The sequence below is a fragment of the Pseudarthrobacter polychromogenes genome (assembly GCF_014644495.1).
GTDB classification, from domain to species: Bacteria; Actinomycetota; Actinomycetes; order Actinomycetales; family Micrococcaceae; genus Arthrobacter; species Arthrobacter polychromogenes.
Window position 1 is genome coordinate 175,134 of the sequence record NZ_BMKU01000005.1, and the last position, 13,063, is coordinate 188,196.

Genomic DNA, 13,063 nt, shown 5'->3' on the forward strand with positions numbered 1-13,063 from the left:
CCTGATGCTTTTGCGCGCCCCTTTAGGGATTACGCCGGCTCCTAGCCGCTACTCCCGCCTGGAGTCCAGGCAGCAGCGGGCATCGGTCCGGCTGGACACCGGCCTGGTGCAGGTGCAGCATTGCCAAACCGTTCCTGCGGGAGCACGGACTTTCCCCATAGCACTCTTCCGCTTTTCTCCCCTGCACAATGCTGCTTTAGTGCCGATGTGCAGGGAATTGGCGCCAGTTTCTGCGTAATTCTATTCGTGCTGCCCATAGTGCCCTGCTGCATTCCCTGATATCCACCATAAAAGGGCTTAATTGCCGTGCCCCTTTATGCATGCCTACCCCATAGAGAAAGGAGGTGATGACCATGAAAAAATTCCGAAAACTCCTATTGCCGGCCCAAGGACGGCGCAGCAGCCGGAGGAAGTTCAACGAGACCCTGCTGGAAAAGCAGCGCGAGGATGTATTCGTCCTGATGCACCAGCAGATCGGCGGTACCCGCTAGGGAGGGCACCGCCCGGGTGACCCGGGCAGCCACGAAAGAAGTACCTCAGCCAGGAGGCATCGTGAACACCAGCGAACCTGTGGCCGGAGCCCACGCCGTGACGCGTGGGCTCCGCGGCCCGTGGCGCCAACCAGGTGCCGGACACGGCGGTAAGCTCGAAGCCATGGAGGACACCCAGCCGCCCGAGCATCGAGGAAGGCTGCGCCTCGTTGTTCCAAGCCGCAGCGATGTCCTGCTGAGGAACTTCACGGAATTGGTGGGCGGCCCCCTTGGAGCCCGGTCCGCTCCGGGCATAGTTTCCCCCGGTGTCTTCACCGTGGAGCGGGTACTGATCCTGCTGACCGTCCTGGCGGCACTGGCAGGCATCCTGCTGAAGGGATACTGCCGCGCCAACGGATGGGAATCCCCCACCCAGTTCTACGCCACCTGCTATTCCGACTTCCCCGAACTGTTCCGGAACCGCGGACTGGCAGACGGGAACTTTCCCATCCTGGGCACCGGGAGCCAGTTTGAATACCCTGTCCTGACTGGCCTTATTGCCGGGATAACGGCCTGGTTGGTCCCCGGCGCAGGAGCCTCGGATGCCCGGATCCTGGCCTACTTCGACATCAATGCCGTGCTTCTGGCCGCGGCCGCGGTGGTCACGGTCCTTGCCACCGCGCGGATGAGCGCCCGCCGGCCCTGGGACGCAGCCATGGTGGCTTTAGCGCCGGGCATCATCCTGGCCGGCACTATCAACTGGGATCTCTGGGCGGTGGCCCTGCTTGCCGTGGGTATGTACTTCTTCTCCCGGGAGAGGCTGGTGCTGGCGGGGGTCTTCATCGGGCTTGCCACGGCCGCAAAGCTGTATCCGCTGCTCATTCTGGGCGCCATCCTCCTGCTTGCCCTCCGGACCGGACGGTTCCAGCCGTTCCTCAAGACGGCGGGGGCCGCGGCCGTCTCGTGGAGCGTTGTCAATCTCCCCTTCGCCGTCGCTAATTTCCCGGGCTGGGCCTACTTCTTCCAGTTCTCGGCCGACCGCGGCGCCGGATACAGCTCACCCTGGTTCGCCTACAACCTGGTGCTTGGCCGGTTAAGGGGGCAGGAACTGAGCGGTGCAGCCGTAGACCTGCTGTCCCTCGGCTTGTTTGCGATTGGCTGCGGCCTCATTGCCGTTGTTGCCCTGACCGCACCGCGCCGCCCGCGCCTGGCCCAGCTTGCCTTCCTGATTGTGGCGGCCTTCATCCTGACCAACAAGGTGTATTCACCGCAATTTGTTGTATGGCTGATCCCGCTCCTCGCGCTTGCCAGGCCGCGGTGGCGCGACTTCCTGGTCTGGCAGGGCATCGAGGGCCTCCACTGGGCTGCGGTGTGGATGTACCTTGGACAGGTGACCAGCGCAGGCTCCTCCCAGCACAACCTGGATATGCCCTACTACGTCCTGGCCGTGGCCGCGCACATGCTGGCCCTCGCCTACCTGATGGCGCGGGTGACCTGGGATATCTACGACCCCTCGTACGATCCCATCCGCCGGCACCACCTGGACGATCCGCATGGCGGTCCGTTCACCGGAGCGCCGGACCGGTTCCGGCTGAACCTCCGCCGCCGGGCCGGCTCCACGCTCCCGCAAAAAGCAGCATCCGATGCCTGACGTTACGGTGGTGGGCGCAGGACCCAACGGGCTGGCCGCCGCGGCCGTCATGGCGCGGGCAGGGCTTGCCGTGGAGGTCTTCGAAGCCGCGCCCGTGGTCGGCGGCGGGACCCGTACGGCAGAACTCATGCAGCCGGGCCACTTCCATGACGTCTGCTCGGCGGTTCATCCAATGGCCCTGGCCTCCCCCTTTTTCCGGGCCTTCGAGCTTTCCGGGCGGATGGAGCTTGTCACTCCTGAGCTCTCCTTCGGATCACCGCTGGACGGCGGACGGTCCGCCCTCGCCTACCGGTCGCTTGACCGGACCGCAGCGGGACTCGGCCGGGATGGAGCTTCGTACCGGCGGCTCATGGGCCCCATCGTGCGGAACATCGACGACGTTATGGACTTCACCCAGAACCAGCTCTTCCGTCTTCCCCGCAACCCTGTGGCCGCGGGCATTTTCGGCCTGCGGACCTTGGAACAAGGTTCGGGCCTCTGGAATGCCAGGTTCCGCGAGGAGTCAGCGCCTGCGCTCCTCAGCGGTGTTGCGGCCCATGCCGTGTCCCACCTTCCGTCCCTGGCCGCTTCCGGAGCAGGGCTGATGCTCGGGGCGCTGGGCCACGCTGAAGGATGGCCCATTCCCCTGGGCGGTTCTGCTGCCATCGCCGCCGCCCTGGCAACGGACATTGAGGCGCATGGCGGCGTCCTCCACACAAACACCCCCATCAACCGGTTGACGGACCTTCCACCCGCGCGGGCCACGCTCCTTGATGTTGCGCCGCGCGGACTGGTGGACATGGCCGGTGACTCCCTTCCCGCCCGCTACCGCAAAGCCTTGGAGTCCTTCCGCTACGGGAACGGCTCGTGCAAGGTGGACTTCATACTGTCCGGTCCCGTGCCGTGGGAGGCTGCGGAACTGGCTGACGCCGGAACGGTCCACGTGGGCGGAACCAGGGCGGAACTGGCACACGCGGAAAACGAGGTCAGTGCCGGCCGGCACCCCGAACGCCCCTACGTGCTGGTGGCCCAGCCTTCCCGGTTCGACCCACGGCGTGCTCCCGCCGGCCGCCACACCCTGTGGACCTACTGCCACGTACCGGCTGGATCAACCAAGGACATGGCAGAAGCCATCACCGCACAGCTGGAGAGGTTTGCCCCCGGTTTCAGGGACCTCGTGGTGGACACCAACGTGGTGACGGCGGCGCAGCTGGCAGAGTACAACCGGAACTACATCGGCGGCGACTTCAGCGCCGGCACCATGGACCTTCGCGGCCTGGTCCAGCGGCCCGTAGTGTCCCGGCATCCATGGCGCACTCCCCTGCGCGGCGTCTATCTTTGTTCCTCCTCCACGCCGCCCGGCCCAGGGGTCACCGGTATGCCCGGCCTGCACGCGGCAATCCATGCGCTGAAGGACATATTCCACCTGCCCGTTCCGTCGTTGGGCCTGAGTGGCGCATAGCAGCCGGCAGCGCCCGTAGAACCGCCTGTAATACCGCCAGTATGGCCAGGCGCACTGCATGTCCCGGGGCATAATGGCCGAATGGGGAAATCAACAAAACTTTCTGTTGCCGTAGCTGCGCTCATTCTGGGAACCTCTTTGGTGGCCTGCGACGACGGCAGGAGCGGGGCAGAAACCGCAGCACAGCAATTTGCCACAGCCGTTTCGGGACTGGATGTTGCGGGGGTGGCCTTCGACGGCAAGGACGCCGCTGCCGCCAATGACCAGCTGCGCGGCGTGTTCAAGGCACTGGATCCACAGAAGCCCGCAGTTGAAGCAGGCAGCATCACCCTGGACGGCGACAACGCCTCGGCGCCCTTGAACTACACCTGGAAATTCGGTGAAGCAGAGTGGAAATACACCGTACCGGCGAACTTTAGGAAGTCCGGGGACAAATGGCTTACGGTCTGGGACCCGGCAACCCTGGCACCCGGGCTCGCTGACAGCGAGATCCTCACCAAGGGGGCCCAGTCCCCACAGCGCGCGGATATCCTCGGGGCGGGGGACGTCCCCCTGGTCACCTACCGGCCGGTGGTGAACGTCGGCATTGACAAGCCCCAGCTGGGCGCTGTCGATCCCACCGACTCTGCCACCAGGCTCGCTGCACTCGTTGGGGTTGACCCGGCCGGCTACGTCCAGCAGGTGAAGGCCTCCGGGGCGGAAGCCTTTGTTTCCGCGATTACCCTGCGGGATGAGGGCCGCACCATCACCAACGAGCAGATTGCAGCCATCCCCGGCGCCCGTGCCATTGCCGCCTCGGTGCCGCTGGCACCCAGCCGGACCTTCGCCCGCGCCGTGCTCGGCACTGTCGGGGAAGCCACTGCTGAGCAGATCGAAGCCTTGGAAGGTGCCCTGACGGCGGGTGATGTGACCGGCATCGGCGGGTTGCAGCAGCAGTATGACGAACAGCTCAGGGGGACGGACGCCGTCGTAATCCGCGCGCAGCGCGCCGACCTGACCCGCGAACAGATCCAGTCCGCAGCAACTGACCCCCGGCGTGTGCTCTTTGAAGTGGCGCCTGAGCCCGGTACACCGCTGAAGACCACCATCGACCCGACGCTGCAGGCACTGGCGGAGACCACCCTGGAGGAGGTAGGCCCGGCGTCGGCGATCGTGGCGCTGCGCCCTTCCAGCGGTGCCGTCCTGGCCGTGGCCTCGGGTCCCGGCAGTAACGGCTACAACACGGCCATGCTGGGCCAGTACGCGCCCGGGTCAATCTTCAAGATGGTGGACTCGCTCGCCATGTTCCGCAACGGGCTGACCCCTGATTCCAAGGTGGAGTGCACGCCGACGCTGACGGTGGACGGGCGCACCTTCAAGAACGCCGATGGTTATCCCGAAAGCTCCCTGGGCTCCGTCACCCTGCGCGACGCCTTTGCGCATTCCTGTAACACGGCGTTCATCGCCGCCCGGGACACCGTGTCACAAGGACAGCTCGAGGCTGCCGCCCTGGCCATGGGGATCGCCGTCGAAGCACCGTCCCTGGGCGCGGACGCGTTCCTCGGATCCGTCCCCGGCGAGGCGGCAGGGACGGAGCACGCCGCGTCCATGATCGGGCAGGGCAAGGTGCTGCTTTCTCCCCTGGCGGCGGCCATGATGGCAGGCTCCGTAGCCAAGGGCGCGCCGGTGTCACCGCAGCTGGTCCTCAATCCCGACGGCGGTGCTGCCGCTGCCGGCACGACCAGCGGTTCCACGGCACCGGCGGCGCAGCCCTCCGCCACCGCCACGGCGGAAGCGCCGTCGACGGCCTCGGGCGAGCCGATCACCGCCGCCGAGGCCGCTTCCCTGGGTGACATGATGCGCGCCGTGGTCACCTCCGGGCACGCAGGCTTCCTGGCGAGCGTTCCCGGAGCACCTGTGGGGGCAAAGACCGGGACCGCTGAATACGGCAAAGAGACTCCCCCGAAGACCCATGCCTGGATCGTGGCTGTCCACGGCGACCTGGCAGTGGCCGTGTTCGTGGAGGACGGCGGACTGGGAGCGACGACGTCCGGGCCGCTGCTGAAGGAGTTCCTCACCGCAGCTGGGTAGTTTTTGTCCACATATGCAGACTTCCAGGCCGTCAAAGCCTGCATACCTGGACAAAAATTCCGTGCCGTGGCCGTGGGAAGATGGACTCCGTGGCCCATATTGACGTTTCCGGCATTGACTACTTCCTCTCCGACGGCACCCAGCTGCTTAACGGAGTGACCTTCAAGGTCCCGGACGGCACCAAGACCGCATTGATCGGCCCCAACGGCACCGGGAAGACCACGCTGTTCCGCATCATCGCCGGGGACCTGGTGCCGGATGAAGGCGTGATCGGGCGGTCCGGGAACATGGGCATCATGCGCCAGTTCGTAGGCCAGGTCCGGGACGGCTCCACCGTGCGTGACCTCCTGGTGTCCGCCGCCCCGCCTGCCCTGGCGGCAGCGGCGCGCGAGGTGGACGACGCCGAGCTGGCCATGGTGGAGCACGACGACGAGCCAAGCCAGATGCGGTACGCCCAGGCGATCGTGGATTGGGGAGATGCGGGCGGCTACGACGTTGAAACCGTTTGGGACGAGGTATGCATGGCCGCGCTGGGACTTCCCTTTGACCGCGCGCAGCACCGCCCGGCGTCGAGCCTTTCCGGAGGTGAGCAGAAGCGGCTGGTGCTCGAAGCGCTTTTTGCCGGGCCGGACGACCTCCTGCTGCTCGACGAACCGGACAACTACCTTGACGTCCCGGGCAAGCGGTGGCTTGAGGACAAGCTGAACGAGTCCAGGAAAACTGTTTTCTTCATCAGCCACGACCGCGAGCTGCTGAACAACGCCGCGGGGCGCATCGTGACGCTGGAACCCGGCATCAACGGTGCCGGCGCCTGGATCCACGGCGGCGGATTTGGCTCCTATGTGGAGGCCCGGGCAGACCGGAACGCCCGTTTCGAGGAACTGCGGAAGCGCTGGGACGAGGAGCACGTCAAGCTCAAGGAACTCGTCAACATGTACAAGAACAAGGCCGCGTTCCGCTCCGACATGGCCAACAGGTACCACGCAGCCCAGACCCGCCTGGCCAAGTTCCTGGAGATCGGGCCGCCGGAGGCGCTGCCTATCGAGCAGAACGTGCAAATGCGGCTCAAGGGCGGGCGGACCGCCAAGCGGGCCATCGTGGCGGAGAAGCTGGAACTTACCGGACTCATGAAGCCCTTCTCCACGGAAGTGTGGTTCGGGGACCGCGTTGGCGTCCTGGGCTCCAACGGCTCGGGCAAGTCGCACTTCCTCCGGCTCCTGGCCACGGGCGGAACCGATCCGGAGCGGGAACACCTGCCCGTTTCCGACGTCGAAATCGCCGAAGTGCCGCACGAGGGCACCGTGAAACTTGGCGCCAGGATCCGCCCCGGGTTCTTTGCCCAGACCCACGTCCGGCCCGACCTCCTGGGCAAGACGCTGCTGGAAATCCTGCACCGCGGCGATGAACACCGGTCCGGCCTGGGCCGGGAGGCCGCGGCCGGAGCACTGGACGGCTACGGACTGGCCGGGCAGTCGGAACAGAAGTACGAGTCCCTCTCGGGCGGGCAACAGGCACGGTTCCAGATCCTGCTGCTGCAGCTCAGCGGCGCCACCCTGCTGCTCCTCGACGAGCCCACGGACAACCTGGACCTGCACTCAGCCGAGGCACTTGAGAAGGCCATCGACCATTTCGAGGGAACCGTCCTCGCCGTGACCCACGACCGTTGGTTCGCGCGCACCTTCGACCGCTTCCTGGTGTTCGGGTCCGACGGCAAGGTGTACGAATCCGCAGAGCCGGTATGGGATGAAAAGCGGGTGGAGCGCGTCCGCTGACCCCGACGCTCTCTCACTCCCTGCAACCTTTTGGCCATCGCTCTCTCACCGGTGAGAGAGGATGAGTAATTTCCGGCATCAAGGGAGAGAGCGTTGCGGTATTTCCGGCATCAAGTGATAGAGCGTTCATGATCAAATGATCAGAGTTTGCTAGCATTTGATCATGAAGACTGACGAGCGGCACCGCACCATTGCCGGGCTGCTCCGCCAGCGCCATGAGGTAACCGTGGACGAGCTGACGGTCGCCTGCGACGCGTCGGGGGCAACCATCCGGCGGGACCTCGAGATCCTGGCAGCGAACGGCGTCCTCCGCCGTGTTCACGGCGGTGCGCGGAGCCTCATCGGGCGCGGCGAAAATCCAGGCTATGGCCAGCGCGAACTGGAGGACCAAGACGCCAAGAAGCGCATTGCGGCCGCAGTAGCAGGGCTGTTGGGGGACCGCGAGCATGTGTGGCTGGACAGCGGCAGCACCGCTACGGAGGTGGCCCGCGCTGTGGAAGCGAGGGAACTGACGGTCATGCCCATGTCGCTCAGGTCGCTGAACGTCCTTGCGGGCGGCGAACCAATTGCAGGTACCCGCCCGGCCCTGCTGTTGCCCGGCGGCAGCCTTGTTCCCGGAGAGCTGAGCTTCCGTGGCCCGCTCGCCGAATCCAACATCCGCTCCCTGCGTTTCGACACCGCTGTTGTGACACCCTGCGCCGTGGACCTCAAGGCAGGCCTCCTGGCCCACGACATCGACGACGCGGCAGTAAAGCGCGCCGGCCTGGAATCGGCCGCACGGGTGATGGTGGCTGCCTCCGCCGCCAAATGGGACGCTCAAGCCCGGGCGCTGGTTGCCGGCCTGGAACGGGTGGACGTCCTGGTGACGGACAAAAATTTCAACGCCGAAGAACGCGCGCAACTCGACGAATACTCCCTGGAAGTAGTGACTGTATGAGCATCAACACCGGTACCGGGCAGCAGGCAGGACTGAACGCTGCCGCCGCAGCCACTTTTGTGGTTTTTGGCATCAACGGCCTGGTCTTTGCCAGCTGGGCCGCGAGGATCCCCGCCGTCACGGAGACCCTGCAGATCACCTCCGGGCAGATGGGCACCCTCCTGCTGTGCACCGCCGTGGGTTCGCTCCTGGCGCTCCCTACCGCCGGGCTGGTGGTGGGCAGGATCGGGACCGCAAACACCGCACGTTTTGGCGGCATCCTGGCGGCCCTCGCGGGTGCCGGAATCGCCGCTTCGCTCTCGGTTGCGTCGATTCCCGGAACGGCCGTTGCCCTGTTCTTCTTCGGGATTGCAATCGGACTCTGGGATGTAGCCCAGAACATTGAGGGTGCCGACGTGGAGCATAAGCTGCGGCGCACCATCATGCCGCAGTTCCATGCAGCGTTCAGCGGCGGTGCCTTCGTCGGTGCACTGATCGGTGCCGGACTTTCCACCGTGGGCGTCGGCCTGCCCCTGCACCTGCTGGTCATCGCCGGTGTGGTTGTTGTGGTGATGCTGACTGCCCCGCGCTACTTCCTCCCGCATATCTCCACCGCCACACCGGACGGAGAACCAAAGGCAGCCAAGGGACCGTCAGCCTGGCGTGACAGCCGCACCCTGCTCATAGGGGTTGTGGTCCTGGGTGCCACCCTGACGGAGGGTGCAGGTAATGACTGGATCGCGAAAGCGTCCGTAGACGGCCTGGGCACCTCTGAATCCACCGGCGCGCTGATGTTCGCCCTCTTCGTGCTGGCCATGACGGCAATGCGGTTCCTTGGCGGCCGCGTCATCGACAAGTACGGCCGTGTTGCCGTCCTTAGGGCGAGCATGGCTGCCGCAGCGGCCGGGCTGTGCCTCTTTGTGCTAGCCGGAAACGTGTGGCTGGCCGCTGTGGGGGCCGCCTTGTGGGGGGTCGGAGCAGCGCTGGCCTTCCCCATGGGCATGTCTGCCGCTGCGGACAACCCGAAGCATGCTGCGACCCGGGTGTCCGTAGTATCCACACTGGGGTATATTTCGTTCCTCGCCGGTCCTCCCCTTCTGGGATACCTCGGCGACCTGACCGGCATACACTTGGCGCTCCTGGCCATCCTCGCGCCGATCCTCCTGGCACTCGTGCTGGCAGGAGCGGCAAAGCCCCTGAGGGCAGGGTAATACGGCGAACGGGCTTTCCGCGAGGCTGGAGAACCTCCATTCACCGGACGGTAGGGTGATGGAATGCAGAACACCTGGCGACGAAGCCATCGTTGGATCAGCCGCCTGGACAGATACCTGGTGCGGCATGTCTCGGATCTTCCGGGAGGCAACCATGATGCCTTCTTCCGCCGCCTCTCCGCCTCCGCAAACCACGGAAAACTCTGGATTGCGGCTGCCGCAGCGATGGCCGCCTTTCCGGGACGGCCGCGCCGTGCGGCACTGCACGGCCTCATCGCCCAGGCAGTGGCTTCCGCCGTCACAAACGGTGTTTTCAAAACCCTGCTCCCCCGGGCGCGGCCGCTGCCGGAACATCTTCCGGTGTTCCGGTTCGTCCACCCCCAGCCGACAAGTTCCTCCATGCCATCCGGGCACTCTGCGTCGGCCGTCGCTTTCGCCGTGGGTACAGGACTCGTCCAGCCCGTCATAGGGGCCGTGCTGGCTCCGGTGGCGGCAGGCGTCGCCTATTCGCGCGTCCACACCGGAGCCCACTGGCCTTCGGATGTCTTTTTCGGTTCTGCCCTGGGTGCCGGCGCTGCACTCATGACGCGCGCGTGGTGGCCGGTGCGCCCCCCTTTCCCGGACGTGGCGCGAACGTGGACCACAGCAGCGGAACTACCCGGCGGCATGGGGCTCAGCATCGTGGTCAACACCCTCGGCGGGTCCTTCACGGAGGAGACGGCTGCCGCCCTGCAAGAGGTATTCCCCAAGGCGCATATTACATCTGTCCATCCTGACCAGGATCTCCTCCGCGAGATCCGGCTGGCAGCGGAGCATCCCGGCACGCGTGCCCTCGGGGTCTGGGGCGGCGACGGAACCGTCGGAGCCGCGGCAGCTGCCGCCGTCGAGCGTTCCCTGCCCCTGCTGGTCCTCCCCGGCGGTACCCTGAACCACTTTGCCCGGGACGCCGGCACCGGGAGCCTGAAGGAGGCCGTCGCCGCCGCTGCCAGGGGAGAGGCGGCGCTGGCAGACATAGGGATCGTCACGGTGGAGCGCGGGTTGGCCGGCAGCCCGGAAAGGGCACAGCTGACCATGCTGAACACCTCAAGTATTGGCCTGTACCCGAACTTCGTGCGCCGCCGGGAACAGCTGCAGCCTGCGCTGGGAAAACCCCTGGCCGGGGTGGTGGCGATGTTCCGTACCTTCGCGGCCGGAACCCCCACCACCCTCACTGTCGACGGCAGGCGGCACAAGGTGTGGATCGCCTATGTGGGGCGGGGCCGGTACTACCCGCGTGACCACGCCCCCTTGTTCCGGCCCGTGATGGACGACGGCGTGCTCGACGTCCGCATGATTACAGCAGACGAGTCATTCGCCCGGCTGCGGCTGCTGTGGTCGGTGCTGACGGGTACCGTGGCAACCTCGCGCATCACCCACCTCTCAGAGGCAACCCGGGTGCGCATCGATGCCGGCGGGTCGCCGATGGCTTTGGCGGTGGACGGTGAGGCGCTGGCCGGTGTGCGCAGCGTCGAATATACGGTGCGCCGCAGGACCCTTGCCTACTACTCGCCACAGCCCCGGTGACCACCGGTCATCCAAGGGGACTACCCTGACCCGCCCCTGAATCATCCCTGAGACCGGCGTAATCCGCCCCCGGCGTGGGTAGCGTGGTGCGTACGTACCAGTCTTCTGCAATGCATCCCGCAGTCCACAAGCTGCCGTTCGAAGGAACACTCCATGATTGAGGCAACAGGGCTGACCAAGGTCTACGGCGACAAAACCGCCGTGGACGGGGTCAGCTTCACCGTCCAGGCAGGCCGCGTTACCGGTTTCCTGGGACCCAACGGCGCCGGAAAGTCCACCACCATGAGGATGATCATGGGACTGGACCGGCCGACGTCGGGTTCCGTCACCGTGAACGGGGTGCCGTTCGCGCAGCATGCCGCACCCCTGCGCGAAGTGGGCTCACTCCTTGACGCCAAGGCCGTCCACACCGGCCGCACCGCGTACAACCATCTCCTGGCCATGGCCGCGACCCACAGTATTCCAAGGAAGCGGGTCCAGGAGGTCATCGAGATGACAGGCCTGGGGGAGGTGGCCAAAAAGAAAGTGAAGGGGTTCTCCCTTGGAATGGGGCAACGCCTGGGCATTGCCGCCGCATTGCTGGGAGACCCCCAGACCATCATCCTCGACGAGCCAGTCAACGGCCTGGACCCGGAGGGTGTGGTCTGGGTTCGGAACCTGGTGAAGTACCTGGCATCGGAAGGGCGGACAGTGTTTCTGTCCAGCCACCTGATGAGCGAGATGGCCATGACCGCCGACCACCTGATTGTCATTGGCCGCGGCAGGATCATTGCTGATGCCCCCATCGGCGAAATTATCACGGGCAAGGGCCAGTCCCGTGCCCGCGTCCGGACGGACCAGCCGGAGCAGCTCATGCGCCTGCTCGCGGACGACGGCGTCTCCGTGGAGGTCCAGGACCACGAACTCCTTGAGGTCACGGGCCTGCCCGCCAGGGACATCGCCCGGACAGCCCTGGACAACAGGATCATGGTCTACGAGCTCACTCCCCTCCAGGCGAGCCTTGAGGAGGCGTACATGGAACTGACCAAGGACGAGGTGGAGTACCACTCCCTCATCACCACGGGAGCTGCGGCGCCCACCCAGACCGGAGGACAGCAATGAGCACAGCAGCACTTCAATCCAGCCGGCCGCAGGGCACGGCTGGTCCCGGTCCCAGCTTCCTGCGCGTCCTCAACTCGGAGTTCATCAAGTTCCGGACCCTCCTCTCCACCCTGATCCTGGTCGGATCCACCGTGCTGGTGATGGTGGGCTTTGCCGCCCTGAATGCCTGGGGCATCGGACAGTTTTCCGAGGCATCCCAGAACGATCCCCAGGCAGCTGCGGCCTTCGCCGCCCAGGGCGCTGACCTTACGGCGGGAATCCCGACATCCGGCATCGCCTTCGCGCAGCTCATTATCGGATCCCTGGCGGTTCTGCTCATGAGCTCGGAATTCACCACCGGCATGGCAAGATCCACCTTCTCGGCGGTCCCCAAACGTACCCCGGCCTTCATTGCGAAGCTGCTGGTGGTGACGGCATGTGCCTTCGTGGTGACCGTGGCATCGTCCCTGCTCGCTTACGTGGCGGCCACCCCCATCCTGGACAACTACGGTTTTGATATCGACCTCGGTTCCGACCATTCCCGGCGCCTCCTGCTGGTCAGCGGCGTGTACGTGGCAGCAGTCGCGGCAATCGGCATGTCCCTGGGGACTCTCCTGCGCAATTCAGCAGGGGGCATCATGTCACTGGTGGGGCTGTTCTTCGTGGTCCCCATTGCCTTCCAGCTCATCCCCGGGGAATTCTTCGAGGAAGCGCGGAAGTACCTGCCGGACAGCCTCTTTGAACGGATCGTGACAGCCGCGCCTGCGGAAGACGCACTGGAGGTCTGGCAGGCCTGGACGTGGCTTGGTGTGTGGGTGGTTGTTCCCGTGGCTGCAGCCATGATCATCTTGAAGAAGCGCGACGTCTAGCATCCACGGAACGGGCAACC

At 65.7% G+C, this 13,063-nt stretch carries 10 protein-coding genes; all 10 read left to right on the top strand.

Annotation, left to right across the window (positions count from 1 at the left end):
* The first annotated feature begins 353 nt into the window (after nucleotides 1-353).
* The 10 genes from IEX43_RS10115 (at nucleotide 354) to IEX43_RS10160 (ending at nucleotide 13,043) form a co-directional block, all read left to right on the top strand.
* Nucleotides 354-491 (top strand): hypothetical protein, encoded by a 138-nt coding sequence (locus tag IEX43_RS10115; RefSeq protein ID WP_188810656.1) that lies wholly within the window; start codon nucleotides 354-356, stop codon nucleotides 489-491.
* 163 nt (nucleotides 492-654) lie between these two features.
* A complete protein-coding gene (locus tag IEX43_RS10120; protein WP_188810990.1) occupies nucleotides 655-2,121 on the top strand; it encodes a glycosyltransferase family 87 protein in 1,467 nt (488 codons plus the stop codon).
* Entirely contained in the window at nucleotides 2,114-3,562 is a 1,449-nt protein-coding gene (locus IEX43_RS10125; protein ID WP_188810658.1) for a phytoene desaturase family protein, read from the top strand. The genes IEX43_RS10120 and IEX43_RS10125 overlap by 8 nt, the downstream gene beginning before the upstream one ends.
* A gap of 81 nt (nucleotides 3,563-3,643) precedes the next feature.
* A complete protein-coding gene (locus IEX43_RS10130) occupies nucleotides 3,644-5,632 on the top strand; it encodes a penicillin-binding transpeptidase domain-containing protein (protein WP_188810661.1) in 1,989 nt (662 codons plus the stop codon).
* A gap of 89 nt (nucleotides 5,633-5,721) precedes the next feature.
* A complete protein-coding gene (locus IEX43_RS10135; RefSeq protein WP_104187065.1) occupies nucleotides 5,722-7,404 on the top strand; it encodes an ABC-F family ATP-binding cassette domain-containing protein in 1,683 nt (560 codons plus the stop codon).
* A gap of 163 nt (nucleotides 7,405-7,567) precedes the next feature.
* Nucleotides 7,568-8,341, top strand: coding sequence for a DeoR/GlpR family DNA-binding transcription regulator (locus IEX43_RS10140; RefSeq protein ID WP_188810663.1), 774 nt, complete (start codon nucleotides 7,568-7,570; stop codon nucleotides 8,339-8,341).
* Entirely contained in the window at nucleotides 8,338-9,531 is a 1,194-nt protein-coding gene (locus IEX43_RS10145; protein ID WP_188810665.1) for an MFS transporter, read from the top strand. The genes IEX43_RS10140 and IEX43_RS10145 overlap by 4 nt, the downstream gene beginning before the upstream one ends.
* Before the next feature lie 63 nt (nucleotides 9,532-9,594).
* The gene (locus IEX43_RS10150; RefSeq protein WP_188810667.1) at nucleotides 9,595-11,094 is read left to right on the top strand and encodes a bifunctional phosphatase PAP2/diacylglycerol kinase family protein; all 1,500 of its coding nucleotides are present in this window, start codon (nucleotides 9,595-9,597) and stop codon (nucleotides 11,092-11,094) included.
* Between the two features lie 153 nt (nucleotides 11,095-11,247).
* A complete protein-coding gene (locus IEX43_RS10155) occupies nucleotides 11,248-12,195 on the top strand; it encodes an ABC transporter ATP-binding protein (protein ID WP_188810669.1) in 948 nt (315 codons plus the stop codon).
* Entirely contained in the window at nucleotides 12,192-13,043 is an 852-nt protein-coding gene (locus tag IEX43_RS10160) for an ABC transporter permease (protein WP_188810671.1), read from the top strand. Before IEX43_RS10155 ends, IEX43_RS10160 begins: the two co-directional genes overlap by 4 nt.
* Nucleotides 13,044-13,063: the final 20 nt, after the last annotated feature.

Bases quoted from the DNA above. Each gene is read 5' to 3' on its own strand.
- IEX43_RS10115 (WP_188810656.1), top strand. From the start codon at position 354: ATGAAAAAATTCCGAAAACTCCTATTGCCGGCCCAAGGACGGCGCAGC.
- IEX43_RS10120 (WP_188810990.1), top strand. From the start codon at position 655: ATGGAGGACACCCAGCCGCCCGAGCATCGAGGAAGGCTGCGCCTCGTT.
- IEX43_RS10125 (WP_188810658.1), top strand. From the start codon at position 2,114: ATGCCTGACGTTACGGTGGTGGGCGCAGGACCCAACGGGCTGGCCGCC.
- IEX43_RS10130 (WP_188810661.1), top strand. From the start codon at position 3,644: ATGGGGAAATCAACAAAACTTTCTGTTGCCGTAGCTGCGCTCATTCTG.
- IEX43_RS10140 (WP_188810663.1), top strand. From the start codon at position 7,568: ATGAAGACTGACGAGCGGCACCGCACCATTGCCGGGCTGCTCCGCCAG.
- IEX43_RS10145 (WP_188810665.1), top strand. From the start codon at position 8,338: ATGAGCATCAACACCGGTACCGGGCAGCAGGCAGGACTGAACGCTGCC.
- IEX43_RS10150 (WP_188810667.1), top strand. From the start codon at position 9,595: ATGCAGAACACCTGGCGACGAAGCCATCGTTGGATCAGCCGCCTGGAC.
- IEX43_RS10155 (WP_188810669.1), top strand. From the start codon at position 11,248: ATGATTGAGGCAACAGGGCTGACCAAGGTCTACGGCGACAAAACCGCC.
- IEX43_RS10160 (WP_188810671.1), top strand. From the start codon at position 12,192: ATGAGCACAGCAGCACTTCAATCCAGCCGGCCGCAGGGCACGGCTGGT.